12 protein-coding genes are annotated in these 16,562 nt (G+C 42.0%); 9 read left to right on the top strand and 3 right to left on the bottom strand.

What is annotated here, in order from left to right; all coding sequences use genetic code 11:
- Positions 1–89: 89 nt before the first annotated feature.
- Positions 90–1,112, bottom strand: coding sequence for an SEL1-like repeat protein (locus L2740_RS03950; RefSeq protein ID WP_248948828.1), 1,023 nt, complete (start codon positions 1,110–1,112; stop codon positions 90–92).
- 306 nt (positions 1,113–1,418) lie between these two features.
- Here L2740_RS03950 and L2740_RS03945 point away from each other — a divergent pair, with 306 nt between their 5' ends.
- A complete protein-coding gene (locus L2740_RS03945; RefSeq protein WP_248948827.1) occupies positions 1,419–1,760 on the top strand; it encodes a TM2 domain-containing protein in 342 nt (113 codons plus the stop codon).
- Between the two features lie 124 nt (positions 1,761–1,884).
- Here the strand turns inward: L2740_RS03945 and L2740_RS03940 are convergent, their stop codons facing one another.
- Together L2740_RS03940 and L2740_RS03935 are read right to left on the bottom strand one after the other, a co-directional pair.
- A complete protein-coding gene (locus L2740_RS03940) occupies positions 1,885–3,201 on the bottom strand; it encodes a hypothetical protein (protein ID WP_248948826.1) in 1,317 nt (438 codons plus the stop codon).
- Between the two features lie 364 nt (positions 3,202–3,565).
- Positions 3,566–4,459 carry a LysR family transcriptional regulator gene (locus L2740_RS03935; RefSeq protein WP_248948825.1) on the bottom strand — a complete coding sequence of 298 codons (894 nt, stop codon included), beginning with the start codon at positions 4,457–4,459 and terminating at the stop codon, positions 3,566–3,568.
- A 150-nt stretch (positions 4,460–4,609) separates the two neighbouring features.
- On the opposite strand from L2740_RS03935, the gene L2740_RS03930 reads away from it, so the two are divergent.
- From L2740_RS03930 to L2740_RS03895, 8 genes are all read left to right on the top strand, one after another.
- Positions 4,610–5,842, top strand: a complete 1,233-nt coding sequence (locus L2740_RS03930) for an adenosylhomocysteinase (RefSeq protein WP_248948824.1) — start codon at positions 4,610–4,612, stop codon at positions 5,840–5,842.
- Between the two features lie 317 nt (positions 5,843–6,159).
- Positions 6,160–8,346 (top strand): alpha/beta fold hydrolase, encoded by a 2,187-nt coding sequence (locus tag L2740_RS03925; RefSeq protein ID WP_248948823.1) that lies wholly within the window; start codon positions 6,160–6,162, stop codon positions 8,344–8,346.
- 6 nt (positions 8,347–8,352) lie between these two features.
- Positions 8,353–9,396 (top strand): hypothetical protein, encoded by a 1,044-nt coding sequence (locus L2740_RS03920; protein WP_248948822.1) that lies wholly within the window; start codon positions 8,353–8,355, stop codon positions 9,394–9,396.
- A gap of 419 nt (positions 9,397–9,815) precedes the next feature.
- A complete protein-coding gene (locus L2740_RS03915) occupies positions 9,816–12,419 on the top strand; it encodes an acylase (RefSeq protein WP_248948821.1) in 2,604 nt (867 codons plus the stop codon).
- 326 nt (positions 12,420–12,745) lie between these two features.
- Positions 12,746–13,249, top strand: coding sequence for a hypothetical protein (locus L2740_RS03910; RefSeq protein WP_248948820.1), 504 nt, complete (start codon positions 12,746–12,748; stop codon positions 13,247–13,249).
- Between the two features lie 399 nt (positions 13,250–13,648).
- Positions 13,649–14,218 (top strand): NAD(P)H-dependent oxidoreductase, encoded by a 570-nt coding sequence (locus L2740_RS03905; RefSeq protein ID WP_248948819.1) that lies wholly within the window; start codon positions 13,649–13,651, stop codon positions 14,216–14,218.
- A gap of 11 nt (positions 14,219–14,229) precedes the next feature.
- Positions 14,230–15,477, top strand: a complete 1,248-nt coding sequence (locus L2740_RS03900) for a NupC/NupG family nucleoside CNT transporter (RefSeq protein ID WP_248948818.1) — start codon at positions 14,230–14,232, stop codon at positions 15,475–15,477.
- 292 nt (positions 15,478–15,769) lie between these two features.
- Positions 15,770–16,432 carry a DUF2076 domain-containing protein gene (locus L2740_RS03895; protein ID WP_248948817.1) on the top strand — a complete coding sequence of 221 codons (663 nt, stop codon included), beginning with the start codon at positions 15,770–15,772 and terminating at the stop codon, positions 16,430–16,432.
- Positions 16,433–16,562 lie beyond the last annotated feature (130 nt).

Genomic DNA, 16,562 nt, shown 5'->3' with positions numbered 1-16,562 from the left:
TCTTTTAAAAGCAAGGTGAAAACTCCAGGCCCAAGCAATACACCTTATTCAACTTAAATGACTTAGCTTGAAAAACTGAGCTTGCTAAATCAGTGTACTAATCGCGGTTTGCTAGCGCTTGGGGTTAATGCTTCTAAGGCTTTTTGATGTCCCTGCGCCGCAGCCTCTAAATACCACTTTTCAGCGTTCTGTAAGTTTTGCGGGTCGCTTTTATCCGCTTCATATATCGTGGCTAATACATACTGCGACTCTGCATCGCCTTGTTTAGCAGCAGCTGTATACCAAGTTATCGCTTCAGGTATGTTTTGAGCCACACCATCACCCAGCTCAAATATCACCCCAAGACTATACTGCGCATCAACGACACCTTGTTCAGCAGCTCGCAAATACCACTTAATAGCTTGTACTTTATCTATCTTGGTACCTTGTCCTTGCTCATACATTGAGGCCAAGTACAACTGGGCTTTAGCATACCCCTCATTAGCAGCCTTTTGATACCACATAAAGGCATTTTGCTTATTGACTGCGACACCTTGGCCGAAATCATAGGCTGAACCGATATAAAATAATGACGCAACATGGCCTTGCTCCGCTGCTTTCATATACCAGGCAAACGCTTGCTGCCTGTCTTCTTCAATTCCCACACCGAAAGTTAGCATTCTAGCCATATCGTACTGAGCTTCATCAAGGCCTTTATCTGCGGCTCTTCTGATCCAATAGATTGCTTCTGGATAATTTTGCTTGGTTGAGTGAAATATCATTCCGATGGCATAAAGCGCATCGATATGCTCTTGCTCTGCCGCTTGATAATACCAATTTAATGCTTTTTGCCTATTTTCAGGCACGCCAAGCCCATAATCATAAAAGGTTCCGAGCGTATACTGCGCGTCAGCATGACCTTGTGCCGCCGCGCTTTGATACCACTCAATCGCTTTCTGTTTATCCTTCAATGTACCTATTCCAAAATCATAAAAGCGTGCCAGCTTATATTGCGCATCGACATCGCCTTGCTCTGCCGCTTTGCGATAACTCTCGATGACATAGTCAGAACCAGTATCAGAGCTTGCACATCCAACCAACAACAAAACGATAGATAAAATTAAAAACTTCATAATAACTCTTTGACTATGCCCCTATTGCAGAGCCTTAACCGGCCGATCATGCAACTTTTCAGTTATGTGTTCAATTGAATTTAACATCACTCAAGAGGTAAAGAAATTCTCAGCCACTTTCTCACCTCATTGAACATGGCGTAACTATCGCACTGATATCAACCTAGCGCGTCCTCGCTTAATCAAGCGTGATCCATGTGTTGTTTCAAACTGCTTTATTTTCATTTTGTGAGCTGTGCACCTATGTTTCGGCGCACACTTGTACACATAATGAGAAATCAGCCATTTTGATAATTGGAGTCCGTAATGCAAACCCTAGATTGCCCTCAGTGCAACCATAAGATTGACCTTAATGTAGTTACTTGCCCTCAATGTCATGCCGCGCAAGGCTTTGATTCGCTATCAGGTGTTGATCCTGATATCCGTATTAAAAATCAAAAATTGGCTATCTGGTTTAGTTTGTTATTAGGCGGATTAGGGCTACACAAGTTTTATTTAGGTCAGCACCTAAAAGGCAGTTTATATCTAGCATTCAGCTGGACACTTGTGCCTATGGTCGTAGGTTGGGTTGACGCTTTCCGCACTTTAAGAATGACACCATTTCATTTTGAGCAGCGCTACTGCAAGCGTGTATCGCAAGGGTTTTAAGCGCTCGCGTATATTAGACTCAGCTCTAAAAGAGCCAGCTCAAAAGACAAAAAAGACAGCTCATGCTGTCTTTTTACTTTTTATCACTGATGGATAATATCTAGATCAACTAATCTATATAAGACTACTGTTCAAGATCAAAACTCAGTCGCATATAATTAGTTTCATAATCAAGCACACTAATCTCGTTACCTGCCATAGCGCTTCTTTCTACTAATAGCTTACGCCATTCACTTAGTGGCTTTTCCGAACCGTAACCTCTTACGCCAATCTGCAATCTAGCGGAATAAAGAGAATCAAACTTTGCGTCTAAAGCTGTTGGTAATTTAAGATCTGGCATACTGCCTGATGCGCCGCCCCAAATAGTCCATTCAGCGTCACCATTATCGATATCGCCCGATAGCGTCATATGAGTCATCGCCACATTACTAATACCAGTAAAATCATATTGATATGGTGCTTTACCTGTAGAGATTTCATTAAATAAAGCATATACAGCATCAGAATAACCGTTAGCGGGATCCCAAAGCATAATAGGAGAGGTTTCCCCCTCTGCTGTAACTAGATGTCTTGCAGAGCTATAACTGTCTGCTGTCGCATTTCCTATATACTCTTGACCGTATCGCGCAGGCCAAACATAACTCTTATTAGTCAATGTCGGGTAAACAAAAACTAAATCATCCTGGCTGTAATTACGCCAACCGTCAAACGACAGCGCATATAAGATCCGCGCGTCATATGGATTAACATAATCAACAGCTACCCCTTCGTGAGTGAAATCGTTCAAACTCAATGGATATTCGGTTTTATTGGTTAAATCAATACTGCCGCCGAGACTACTTTGGCCATCAGCCGCAATCAATTGCACATCCATTGTCCCCGCACCATCACACCACTCAACGGTAGGTGAACTGCTAAATGCTGTTAACTCATAGCTGCTTCCTCCCAGATAAAGCCTGCTGTCAGGCGCATCAGCAATAAGTGACTGCACAGGAAAGTCAACGTACTTACAATCACAACCAGCTTGATCATTATCATCCCAAAAATACGTAATACCTTGATCGCCCGCTTCAACGTCAACATGAGAGATCACTGTAAGAGTAGGCAGATCATTATAATAAGATTGATTATTTGCCGTTAATGTGAGGTGTTTAGCGTTACTTGGCCAATCTGCAGTGAGCCCGCCGCTACTATCTGTAACATACTCAGCAATGATGTCACCTGTACTATTATGCACAAACACATCAACACCAGCTTTTGGCTTTTCAATTCCACACCAATTACTAGTTACAGTATTTAAGGTGATTTGCGGGGCACTTCCGTCTGATGATCCACCTGAAGAACCATTATTACCTCCAGAGTCAGATGAACTATCCCCCCCGCCACAGGCAGTTAAAACCAATGCAGATAATGCAGTTAACGTCCATTTTTTTGCTGTCATATTTTCTTCCTGAATATGTATAAACTAAGTCATCATTTACCTAGTTTTGAATCTAAAACCAGCCACTAAATCATAAAAGAGTGAAACTCAACATCACTAGCAACACACAATGATGTTAAATAATTGTTTCAAAAGCGGGTGCTAAAATAACTTTTTACTGACCAGCTGTCTAATATTGAGGATGATATTTTTTCAACAACTTTACTTAAGCAGATGGTAATTTAACGACTTGTACTTACGATTAAATTCATCAGCACTCAAGACTTACTCAGCCCCCATTAAGGCGCATAAACTAGGCTTAAAAAGTTACATTGAGTCAGGATAACTGGCATAAAGAGGTAAAGGTCAATCTCGCAAAAATGGCTTAGTTAGTACTCTCTGCCAATATTACGTCAATTAAAGTACGCGTCTTGAGCGGTACAACTGCTGCGTAAGGGAAAACTAAAAACAGCTCAGTTTTCCAAGTGAAGGGTTTCAAAATACTCATCAGTTGTTTGTTGGCAATGGCATTAGCAACAACAAAATCCAAGCTGGTCGTTACGCCATAACCTTTAATCGCGTATTGCGCCAACATAGATTCGCTCATCGACGATAAAGCCGGAGTTATCGGCACCTTAAATTGCTTACCTTCTTGTTTAAATGACCAGTTAACCCCTGTAAGACAGTGACTATAGTGCAGACATTTATGCTGGCTTAGCTCATTCGGATGAGTGGGTATACCGGCTATTTTTAGGTACTCAGGAGAGGCCACGACAAAAGTGTCGATATCGCGAATTTTACGGCAAAGGTAGCTGCTGTCTTCGAGCTTGCCAATACGAAATGCGATATCAACGCCCTCTTTCACTAAATCGCCTAGGTTGTCGTCAAACACGATATCGAGCATTAAATCCGGGTGATTAACGTGCATAAACTCAAGGCTTTTAGCTATGCCATCGTCATGCTTTAAAATGCTTGGCATTTTTACCACTAAACGCCCACTGACTACACGCTGTTTCTCATCAATATAGTCTTTAACTTGAGCGACTTCGTTAAAGATTGATAGACATTTTGCGTAAAGGAACTCGCCCTCTTCGGTTAAGTCTAGTACGCGAGTGGTGCGGATGATTAGCTGGCTATGTAAACTCGATTCAAGCTGTTTTATATGTTTACTAATCACCGAATGAGTTAAGCACAATTCATCAGCGGCAGCGGCAAAAGAACCATGGCGAGCCACAGCATAAAAGCTACTTAGCAAATTAAGATTAAAGCTAGGTTTCATCAAGTGTTGTCGCGCTTAGAGTACATGCCGACATTCTAACTCAGTAAACCGCTATTCATGCTTTCTTGGAAAGAATATTGTTCAATATGTGAAATTGTTTAAACAGCGCCTCTGATAAATGATGAGCCTACAATAACTAGGATATTCATCATGACTATAACCTCCCCAACACCGCAAACCTCAGCCAAGATCGATTGTGAAATTGCTGATATTACTCTTGCACCACAGGGCAGAAAACGTATTGATTGGGCCCGAGCCCATATGCCAATTATGCGCAATATCATTGAGCGTTTTGAAAAACAGCAGCCATTTAAAGGCTTAACCATTGGTATTTGTTTACACGTAGAAGCAAAAACGGGTGTTTGGCTTGAAGCTTTAACTAAAGGTGGCGCAAAGGTCGCAATTACCGGCTCGCCAGGCACTACCCAAGATGAAACTGTGGCAGCCATTGTTGAAGACTACGGTGTGCATGTTTATAGCCAGCGCAGCGAAAGCTTTGCAGACCACTTACGCTATTGTCAAAAAGTACTCGACCACCAGCCTGATATCATTTCTGACAATGGTGCCGACCTGCATGAACTGCTATTTACCCTGCCACAAAATCAACATTTGATTACCCGTTTGCTTGGCGCAACCGAAGAAACTACCACAGGCGCAAACCGCCTACGTGAAGACTTTAATTCCGATAAATTCGCTACTTTGATTATCAACGATACCCAAGCAAAACGGATTATTGAAAACCGTTATGGCGTGGGTTCATCGGTTGTCGATGGCATAATGCGCGCCACCAATGTGATGCTACACGGTAAAAAAGTGGTGGTTATTGGCTATGGGTATTGCGGTAGCGGCACAGCACAAAGACTCAGAGGCATGGGCGCCCATGTGACTGTGGTTGAACATAATCCATTAACCAGATTAGAAGCGCACATGGAAGGCTTTTATACCGCATCATTAGAAGATGCATTGCCAGATGCAGATATGGTGATCACCATCACCGGCCGTGACAATGTACTCGATAAGCAACACTTTGAGTTAATGGCCGACAATATGATTATTGCCAATGCGGGGCATTTTCAACGTGAAATCAATCTACCTGCATTAGCTCAACTTGCAGATTCTATAGATCCAATTCGCCCGCAAGTCACTGGCTATCACTTCAACGGTAAAACCCTGTTTGTGTTATCTGACGCAAACCTAGTCAACTTAGCCGCTGGCGATGGCAACCCGATTGAAATTATGGATCTGGGGCTTGCTCTGCAATCATTAAGCCTTGAGCGCATTGCACTTAATGCAAAATCGTTAACACCAACACCGCAGCCAGTACCATATGATATTGAGCTCGATGTCGCCGCACTTGCCTGCCAATACTGGATTAATCATTAAACTACTAAATAAATCGGTGCCACTCTCGTGAGTAGGCATCGAATAATATAGAAGTAATAAAAACCCCTTAATCAAATTAAAATATCGCCTATAAAAAGAATAAATATATTTATATCTAGAAAAACAAAATCAACATAAATATTGTTCTAACTTACTAAAATCCTTAGGTTCGATATCCACCAAACCTAGATAACAACTTTAGAACAAAAATCTAACAACAGATAAAACTCCGTGGTAACATCCGACTCCGAAAATCATAAACACTGAATAATTAATAATTTTTTGGTCGATAATTATATACTTTATGGAGTCAACGGATGACAACATTACGATTGGTTGGAATTTATTCCCTTTTCTTACTTTCAGCCTGCGGTGGAGGAGACTCATCGGAACCAGCTTCTCCCCCTCCCCCCCCTCGAGAAACAGTCTATTCAGACTATAACATCACTGCAATTGATGGCTATTTAGAAAATGCCACCGTATGGCTAGATGTTCAAGATAGCGGTAATTACTTAAATTCAAACCCTACCGCCACCACAGGTGATAAGGGCAAAGCAACTCTAAGTATTCCCGATACCATAATAGCAAAAGACCATGCTGTACTTGTTGAAGCAAAAAAGGCCCTCACGTTTGATGAAGGCTTAGGCAAAATAATAACGAATAGCTTTACCCTAGCTGCACCAGCTGGGGAGAGGATCATCACACCATTTTCAACTCTCGTATATTTGAAAATGAAATCTGGTACAACTAAAAATACTGCGGCCTCAGAGTTATCAGCACAACTGCAAATTCCAGCAGGACAGCTATTAACTGACTTTATTGAATTGAAACATAATAGGATGACACTAATTGCAGCAGATTTAGTTCGTCTAGATGTCTTCCCAGAGTCACCACAGCAACTAGCAAATGTAGCGCGTGATCCAAGAACCTTCAATACCGATATTAATAAATATGCTGAAATTCAGAGTGATGTTAATGCCTTTAGGGGAGTTGCACGCAATTCACTTAATGTGCTTGAACTTGATACTGACATTGATGGTATTGCGGATTCTGATGACAGTGATATTGATGGCGATGGCATCCCAAATACTCAAGATAATCATCCTTATAATTTTGACCGCCATACAGCCCAATCCCCTAGTGAGTTAACTTTATCTCGAGTCCAAGATGAATCACTTCTTGAAGAACAGTGGCATTATTATAAATTAGAAACGCCTGAAGATATTTTACTTAACGTCAACATTTCACAACTATCTGGTGACATAGACCTATATGTGAAACAAGGTGCTATTCCGACAAAGTTTGATTACGACTGCCGCTCTAATAACAGCTACCACACTGGTGAAACCTGCCTTCAGAGGCTTAAAACAGGTACAACTCACTTCATTGCTGTTTATGCACAACAAGATGCAAGTTACCGCTTAAAAGCAAAATTAGATGAAATCGTTATTAATAAAACCAGCTTACTATTGCATGGACTCGCATCGGAAGCCGACACTTGGAGTAACTTAGTTGCTGACGATAGCTTTTATTCCGGAGCATGCACCACAATCAATATAGGTAGCGAGATAGAAACACTTCCTCAAGTTAATAGCAAAGGGGAATCCTGCTTCAGACTCGACTTTGGCGGTTTTGATCGCGATACAAACTTAAGCTCTAAAGGGCTAGAAGGGAAAACTTGTATTTCAGCCCTAAGTTGTAATGGCGATTATTCAAATTTCAACTTGTTAGGTGAGGAAGTTGAAATCGCAATTGAACAAATCATCAACAAGCTTGGCATCGATACTGAAATAGTTCTATTGGGGCATAGTAGAGGGGGGCTTGCAGCAAGAGCTTATCTACAAAACACTAGCTCACAATATATTGATCATGTAAAAGCTCTTATCACAACGGGAACGCCTCACCAAGGCTCACCACTTGGGCGCTTTTATCGCTATATGGAACTGAACTGCTTACCACAGCAAAGCCATGAAAATGACAATGGCATATGTGAAGATAGCTGGGAAGTTATTAAATTGATGGCGGGAGAGAGGTGGTATTCTTCAACCTATCATATGGATTTAAGAGTTCCTAGTATCGATTTCCTATCGCCAGAATCAACGGAAATTACAAACCTAAATACTAACGTAGTAATGCTTGAAAATATAATTACATCTCAGCTTAATTATCGCGGTACCAAGTTTGGAGTTTTAGCTAAAGATGCCACACTATGGGGGAATTACGACTTATATGATTACGGCCAGCTTGCAGGCGGAGACCACCCTCACCCTAGTACCCTGCGTTATATAGAGCAAGGTGTATCGAGAGAGAGCCTTATTGGTGATGGTATAGTGCCATCATATAGCCAACAACTTAGCAATTTACTTATACCTTATGGACGCAATGTAGATCTGTCCTCCACCAACAGTGAGGAAAACGTAATCCATACCGAACAGCCCTCACAAGTAACAGACTTACATACAATGTTTGAATCAGTGCGCAACGCTATCGGTTGGAGTGAGTAAGTCAACATGAACAAGCAACTAATAATTGTTTTAGTTGGCACAACAGCACTCGTTGCAATTTATTTTGCTACGAGTGCTGGCGACCAACTTCAAAGCACTAGCCAATCCAACGTTAATAATCCGCAAACAGCAAAGGAAATCAATGATACAAGTGCGAAGTCGATAAAAGTAAGCAGCGTTAAGAATGAGTCGAAGCGAATAAAAAACTCGAATGATAAAGACATAAAGACAGAATCGCTATCGCATGAAGAAGTTTACGAACATTGGACTAAAATGAAAGAGCTACTAGAAAATGGAGAAATAAATGTAGCGCTTGAAAAACAGTTAATTGACTTTTTAAAACAGAACAATGATCTACAAATCTATACTGAATTAATGCAGCTATTACAAATACCAGATAGTAACCTTGAGTCTAGAAATCAAGAATATCTATTGAGCTTGCTTGCCAGCATTAATACCAAAGAGTCCGTTAGCTTACTACTCGGTGTTCTTGAAGAAGGCTTAGTTACTGACTCCAATGCAATTTACGTAGCAAAAAAATCTTTAAAAAAGATTACTCAATCAGCTACTCATATCAATTTGTTAGAAAATAGCTTTTCTAACATGACTAGTGACAATATTTTCTTAACTGATGTTACTAGAGGTATAGCGAGAAATGCATCAGAGCAAAATTTTGATTTTTTAGTTACACAAGTTAATGCAGCAAATGAAAAATCACCTGTAGCTCTAACCAGTATCGGCCTTATTAATAGCGAAAAACTTGTCCCTAAATTACAACAAACAATCAGCAGCAATAGCCCTGAAGCGAAACTATCTATTGCATCCTTAAATGCTCTGGCTAACATGGGAAAGTACGAAGCGTCAGTCGCGTTAATTCAATGGAGTTCAAAACAACCCTCAAGCAACAAGGTTCTTGTTAAACACCTCTTTACCAAAGCAACACAAAAAAGCCCGTCCACATATAGAGCTATAGAGAAACAACTTAACAAACATAACTTTGCTAGCACCGATATAAAAACTGTAATTGAGAATGCATACGCTAAAAAATAATCTCCCTATGAACAGGCTCCTAAATAAAAGAGCTTGTTCAGTTCCACTTTTACGCTCACCCACCGAGTTAAACAATTAAAGTAAGCTTTTCTGTAACCTATCAACTTTAAAGCAAGCAATTTATCTTACTTAAAACACATCAAACTCTAGCTATTTATCCCACTAACTTGCTGTTTGCCAGTCGAGTCATTGCTTACTAACAATTAAGTATTAGCAAATGTTACTCGAATGTAGACAAACGTTTAAATGACTGATTAACTAACACCAATGCCCTTGCTGTATTTGATAAAAACATTTTGGGTACTTATTGGCACCCAAGCCCAATAAGTATATGTTTTCACATCAAAATTAGGACATCCTACATAATAAAAGTATCCATCAACATTGATTGGTGGAACAACAAATAAAAGGATCTTTTAATGCGCCTAAATAAGTTAGTGCTCGCTTTAGGGATAGCTTCAACTGTTACGTTAGTGGGTTGTGGCTATGATGAAACAGACAAAAGTGACTCACTGTTCGTGCCAGAACCCGCACCAGAAGTCATTCCACCACTACAAGCTTTTGCACCTGATGGAAAGCTGAATGCACAAATTCGTCGTACCGCCTATGGTGTGCCACACATCAAGGCTGATAGCCTTGAAAGCTTAGGTTTTGGTAGTGGTTACGCTCAGGCTCAAGACAATCTATGTATCCTCGCCGATGGCTTTATTAAAGCTAACTCTGAACGCTCAATGTACTTTGGTCCTCACGCCTCTCTCGACTTCACCACAGGCTTGCCGACCGCTGAAGATAACGGCAACTTAATCTCAGATTTTGCCTATAAAGCCCTTAAAATTCGTGAGAAAGCTGAAGCACAATACCCAAGCTTTAGTTATAACTCTCGTGCATTAATGGAAGGCTTTAGTGCCGGTTATAACCAATATTTAGCCGATGTTGAAGCCGGCACACAAAACGGCGATCCATTTTGTGCAAGCCAACCTTGGGTAAAGCCTATCGAGGGCGTCGATGTTGCCAACTATCTATTCTCAATTGCCCTGCTGCCTGGCGCAGCTAATTTCCTTGACCTGATTTTTTACGCCAACCCTGGTGATGGCCAAGAGTATCTACCACGCATTATTGGTCCTGCGCCAACTCAGGCTGTAACTGAGGCTCAAACCGCCTTTATCCAAGATGTGAATAGCAAGTTTGTCGCGTTCCAAAATGCCATTACCACACCTGAAACCAATCCACGTGATCTGGGTTCAAACGGCTGGGGTCTGGGTAAAGACAAAACCGAAAATGGCAAAGGTATGGTGCTGGGTAATCCGCATTTCCCACACACAGGTAACCTACGCTTTTGGCAGTCTCACTTGACCATTCCGGGGCATATTGATGTGATGGGCGGCTCATTAGTCGGCATGCCGGGCGCGATTAATATTGGTTTCAACAAAGATGTCGCTTGGACCCATACTTTCTCAACCGCTGAACATTTTGTGCTTTACAATCTTGAACTCGTTAGTGGCGATCGCATGCAGTACCTATTTGATGGTGAAACCATGCCGATCACTAAAGAAACGGTACAGATCTTAGTCAATGGCGGTCCTGCTGGCATGCTGGTAGCAGAAAAAGATATCTACACCACAGCAAAAGGTCCTATCGCTGAGGCGCCTGCGACTCAGGCACCATTTGGTTGGGATGATGGTCAAGCCTTTATGCTGCAAGATGCCAATATGGCTAACAAGGATCCTATCGATCATTGGCTAGCCATGAATCGTGCAACTAATAAAGACGAGTTCCAGCAAGCCTTTAAAGACTTTGACGGGGTGATTTTCAATAACACCATGTATGCCGATAAAGAAGGTAATGCCTTCTATATTGATGACTCGACAGTGCCGGGTTTATCAGGCATTGCCATTAGCTTACTGAAAACCAACCCAGATATTATTGCTGCCCGCCAGCAAGCAGGCTTTACTATTTTGCCAGGTAACACCTCTATGTTTGCTTACGATGCACCACTCGCTTATGAGTACGCACCTAAGCTGGAACGTACTGACTTTGTGCAAAACTCTAATAACTCATTCTGGTCAACTAACCTTGAAGCGCCGCTTGAGGGTTACTCGGCTATGTATGGGCCTGAGCGTGGACAACAATCACTACGTACTCGTATGGCATTAAAGTTAATGGCTGAGGCTGGCGGTGAAGATGGCAAGTTTAATCTTGATGAGTTAGAAGCCGCCGCACTGGGTAACGATATTTATCTTGATAGTCTAATCTTTGATGATTTGATCGCACAGTGTGAGGCTCAAGGTGATACTCCTGTAATGGTAAGCGCTAACCAATCTAAAGATATCAGCGCTGCCTGCGCCGCACTAAAACAGTGGAATGGTAAGCAAGATAACGACAGCATTGGCGGCGCATTAATCCGTGAGTTTGCACATCAATTTGATCAAAATAGCATGCTAACTGTGCCATTTGATTTTGAGCAAGCTGCAGCCACGCCTAACACCTTAGCCACAGACGGCAGTGCACTCGTTGCCTTAGCCAAAGCGGCATTAAACGTTGAAGCAGCCGGTTTTGCCGTAGATGCAGCCATGGGGACAGTGCAGTTTGTTGAAAAGTCACTGCCAGACGGCATGCCATCAGGTAACAAGCAACCATGGCCGGGGACTCATAACGCTGAAGGCGGTTTTAACGTGTTCTCTACTAGCTTAAGTGGTGATGATACGTTAGTGCCGCAGCATAGCTACGCCGCAGTTATGGACGCTGTGACCGGCAAGCCATTAGCATCTGGTTTATCCGATCAGGGTTACGCGATTCGCTATGGTTCAAGTTGGATGATGGCAGTGAGCTTTACTGACAACGGCCCTGTTGCTAAAGGCATTTTAACCTACTCACAATCAACCAATCGATTAAGCCCATATTTTAACGACCAAACTGAGCGTTACTCTACAAGCAAGCAATTCCGTCCTTTCTTGTTTAATGAAAGTGATATTGCCGCAGCTGTTGAGTCAACAATCGAGCTAACGGCGCAAAAAGGTGAGTAACTAGCTACTTGCTATTCACTTTGGATAGCTGCGGCGCAATAAAATCGCGCCCAGCTTATATCCCTTTATACCCAATCAGCAAAGCAGCCTATATGGCTGCTTTTTTGTGGCTAGCCGATAAATCCATTTTTAAGGATCTAGGGGAAAATTCAACTTACGCAGCTTATTTTAAGCTGTTACTTTAAAAACACCTTGTTTACAAAACGCTTTATTTTCAAAACCTTAATTACTAGCTAACACTTGATCTAATTTTGTTTCAAGTACATGATTTAATCAAAGTGCCTACAGAGCACTAAGCAGACACAAAGAGCAACAAGGAAGGCTGCATGCGTATTCAACTTTGTTTTTTAGCTGTATTGGTTGCACTTGGCTTATTGCTATCTATCCATCCCCAAGCCAAGGTACAAAACCCATCTCAAGTTGCAACACAGGCAAGCGGCGACTCTAATATTATTGAGCTAAATAAGTACCTTGGTGGAACCGAGGGCAAACTCAATAATAAGCCAGCACTTAATTTTAAATTCACTAATACCAATGGCAGTGCCACAAACACCTGCAGTATTATCACCACAGATAATTACCTAAGGCATTCCAAAAATCGTTTAGAGAATATTAATCTCAGCGAATCCAACTTCTATTTTGACTGCCAATGGAACGGTACTTACTACTTTCTATCAAATCGCTACCGCACCTATGCCGAAGTCATTATTAAACAGCCAGATAGTCAGTTTCCAATGTCGATGCATATCGAAGCAAAACTCGTTAGCTTAACAGGTGAAAGAGTAGAGATTATTAGTGGCGATATTTCACTGAGACGTAAATCAAGGTAGTCAAATATCGGCAAATAAGCCTTACCTAAAGTAGGTTAAAAATTAAGCCCACTTCAACCAGACCAAATAGCGTTAAATAAACCAAGCTTAAGTTTAACTTACCCTAATTAAGCGCTATAGAAATAGTGACTTAGCTACTTACACCCACCACCTTAGTCTAAATTAGCAACAACTTGCTTACTATTCACTCAACAGCATTTAGTTAAGTGTGACTCGCCCGCCAATATCCCATCAAGTCAATCCACTTTAGCAAGCACCTGTGCAATATTAGCGCGCCGCAGATCTAGGCCTTATAAAAGGTCGTCTTTATAAAACTAATATTACCCTCAAAAATGATGATTTGAGGACGGACTGCGCGCACTTATATATGACTTTTGACTAATTTTAAGTGTACAAAAAATGACTAAAACCAACAGCAATGTGCTACTGATCTCGGGCCACCCAGATCTTAGCCGCTCAATTGCTAATAGCGAAGTTCTTAAACAGCTAGCCACCACTAGCCAGATTAAGATCCATAAACTCGATGAGGCCTGCCAAGGCTATCAAATCGATGTTGCCGCTGAACAAGCCTTACTGACTCAAGCCGATATTATTGTGCTGCAGTTTCCACTTTACTGGTCAACTTATCCGGCACTGATGAAGCTTTGGTTTGATGAAGTGTTTACCTACAACTTCGCCTTTGGTCCTAACGGCGACAAGCTCAAAGGCAAAAAGGTGATCTTATCGATTACCTGTGGTGCTACAGCAAGCTCATATCAACCAGGTGAGTTTAACTTCTTACCCGTTGAGCAATATTTACAGGCAGCTATGCACCCTGTGAACGCTGCACAAATGGACATCATAGATAGCGTGATTACTTTTGAGATGAACTCAACACCTGATGAAGGTGGTAATCAAAACAGCGTTATCGAACTAGCTCAACAACATGTTGCGCGTTTAATCCAGTCAATCAACCACATTCAACAATAGGTCTTGCCATTATGTTGCAATCTTTACTCGGTATCGTAGCTCTGCTTATCGTGGGCTATCTTTTCTGTAATGCTAAAAAACAAGTGAACTGGCGTACTGTCGGTGGCGCACTAATCATTCAGCTACTTATTGCAGGCTTTGTGCTAGCAACTAGTTTTGGTGAAAGCGTACTGCTGGCTTTATCAAACGGGGTGGCGAATGTACTAGGTTTTGCTGCCAAAGGTATTAGTTTTGTGTTTGGTAACTTGGTGACTTTCCAAGTTGAAAACCTAGGCTTTATCTTCGCCTTCCAAGTACTACCTGCGATTATCTTTACTGCATCACTTGTTAGCTTACTGCACTACATGGGCATTATGGGCTTTGTCGTTAAAGTACTAGGTGGTGGCTTACAAAAGCTAATTGGTTCGTCAAAAGCAGAATCAATGAACGCCATTGCTAACACAGTATGCGGCCAAACAGAGGCGCCACTATTTGTTAAGCCTTGGCACCCACACCTTACTAAATCAGAAATCTTTGCCATCATGGTGGGTGGTCTAGCATCGATTGCCGGTTCAGTGCTTGCGGGTCTTGCTGGTATGGGCGTTGAAGTTCGTTACCTAGTTATGGCGTGTTTTATGAGTGCGCCAGCAGGTCTACTATTTGCTAAGTTGATGATCCCAGAAACAGAGCAACCAGTTAACGACGTTCCAGCTCTTGCTGGTGACGAAAAGCCATCAAACTTTATTGATGCTATTGCAAAAGGCGCTATCGCCGGTATGCAAATTGCGGCGGTAGTGGGTGCAATTCTTATCGCCTGTATCGGCTTAATGGCAATGCTAAACAGCTTAATTGGCTGGGCTGGTGGACTATTTGGCTTTGAGGGTGTGACTCTTGAGCTACTAATGGGCTACGCATTCTCACCTATCGCTTGGTTAATTGGTGTGCCTTGGGCAGAAGCTAACGTTGCAGGTAACTTTATTGCGCAAAAGCTAGTACTTAACGAGTTTGTTGCTTACGCAGGTTTTGCACCTTATATTTCTGGTGAAACTGTTGTAGCAGCGACTGGCGAAGCCATGTCACCAAAGTCAGTGGCTATCATCACTGTGGCACTATGTGGTTTTGCTAACATAGGCTCAGTATCTATGGTCGTTGCAGCGCTAAGCACCATGATCCCAACTAAGTCGAGCTACATTGCATCTGTTGGTATGAAAGTACTGTTAGCGGCAACCTTAGCTAACTTACTATCTGCAACTGTTGTTGGTCTATTTATGTCTTTCTAAGCTAACGCGCTTATAGATAAACCAAGCTAACTAATGCTTAGTTCTGGCCTTGCTGGAACTAAGCATTTTTTATTCCCTCACCGCTATCCCCGCCTTTTTAGCGATAATTTAGATAAAAATCTCTTAATCTTTGTAAGTTTTTAAAGCTGCTTGTTTGTTAATTGTTGTTAACTGATAGTTATTTAAGCTGTTGATAAGGTATGAGTTTATTAGTTGTACATTAGCAGTGAACCTTGAGCTAGGATGCGCATCAAATACGTAAAGACGTATCCTTACATTTAGGAATTTAACAATGACTCCGCAAGAACAAGAACTAATTCAAAACGTAGCTAACAAACTAAAAGCTAGCCCAAACAAGCCAAAAGATGCTGAAGCTGAAAACTTAATCGGCCAAGAAATCGCATCTCAAGAAGATATCGTTTACAAGCTGACTCAAGCGGTTATCGTGCAAGAGATGGCACTGAAAGATATGAAGTCTAAAAATGACTTCCTAGAGTCTCAAGTTGAACATTTTAGAAAAGAATCTGAGCGTGGCGCACTAAGCCGTATGATGGGTGGTACTAACCCAGCGCCTGTTCAGCCACAACCAGTACGTCAGCCAAGTGCCTTTGGTAGCTTTATGCAAACAGCAGCAGGTGTTGCTGCGGGTATGGTTGCCGGTAATCTTATCAGCAACGCACTATTTGGTGACGAAGCGCCAGCAACTGCAGAAGCGGCGCCTGAAATGGCTCCAGAAGCACCTGCAGAAGCCGAAGCGCCAACTGAAACTGCAGCGGCTGATACCGCGGCACCAGAAGATACAGGCTCAAGTTTCTTAGATGACAACTCAGGTTTTGCTTCTGAGTACGCCAGTGAAGACACTTTTGCTAACACTGGTTTTGGCGGTGATGAGAGCTTTGGTGGCTTTGATGATGGCGGCTTCGGTGACTTTGGTGGCGACGACGAAGAGTTTTAATCTCGCTTAATCGCAGCGAGCAGCATAGCTAAAACCACACAAACTAATGGCGGCTGAACTCTAGGTTCAACCGCCATTTTTATTTCAATCTAACCCTCTTCTTCATTCTTCTTTTATTCTCAGCAATTAA

It is taken from the genome of Shewanella pneumatophori, assembly GCF_023283895.1.
GTDB classification, from domain to species: domain Bacteria; phylum Pseudomonadota; class Gammaproteobacteria; order Enterobacterales; family Shewanellaceae; genus Shewanella; species Shewanella pneumatophori.
Note: the sequence above shows the minus strand (reverse complement) of the source record. Positions and strands in the feature narration are given on the sequence as shown.

What these genes read in the sequence shown, in the direction of transcription:
- L2740_RS03905 (WP_248948819.1), top strand. Translation starts at nt 13,649, where the DNA reads ATGACTAAAACCAACAGCAATGTGCTACTGATCTCGGGCCACCCAGAT.
- L2740_RS03945 (WP_248948827.1), top strand. Translation starts at nt 1,419, where the DNA reads ATGCAAACCCTAGATTGCCCTCAGTGCAACCATAAGATTGACCTTAAT.
- L2740_RS03930 (WP_248948824.1), top strand. Translation starts at nt 4,610, where the DNA reads ATGACTATAACCTCCCCAACACCGCAAACCTCAGCCAAGATCGATTGT.
- L2740_RS03900 (WP_248948818.1), top strand. Translation starts at nt 14,230, where the DNA reads ATGTTGCAATCTTTACTCGGTATCGTAGCTCTGCTTATCGTGGGCTAT.
- L2740_RS03920 (WP_248948822.1), top strand. Translation starts at nt 8,353, where the DNA reads ATGAACAAGCAACTAATAATTGTTTTAGTTGGCACAACAGCACTCGTT.
- L2740_RS03950 (WP_248948828.1), bottom strand. Translation starts at nt 1,112, where the DNA reads ATGAAGTTTTTAATTTTATCTATCGTTTTGTTGTTGGTTGGATGTGCA.
- L2740_RS03935 (WP_248948825.1), bottom strand. Translation starts at nt 4,459, where the DNA reads ATGAAACCTAGCTTTAATCTTAATTTGCTAAGTAGCTTTTATGCTGTG.
- L2740_RS03895 (WP_248948817.1), top strand. Translation starts at nt 15,770, where the DNA reads ATGACTCCGCAAGAACAAGAACTAATTCAAAACGTAGCTAACAAACTA.
- L2740_RS03925 (WP_248948823.1), top strand. Translation starts at nt 6,160, where the DNA reads ATGACAACATTACGATTGGTTGGAATTTATTCCCTTTTCTTACTTTCA.
- L2740_RS03940 (WP_248948826.1), bottom strand. Translation starts at nt 3,201, where the DNA reads ATGACAGCAAAAAAATGGACGTTAACTGCATTATCTGCATTGGTTTTA.
- L2740_RS03915 (WP_248948821.1), top strand. Translation starts at nt 9,816, where the DNA reads ATGCGCCTAAATAAGTTAGTGCTCGCTTTAGGGATAGCTTCAACTGTT.
- L2740_RS03910 (WP_248948820.1), top strand. Translation starts at nt 12,746, where the DNA reads ATGCGTATTCAACTTTGTTTTTTAGCTGTATTGGTTGCACTTGGCTTA.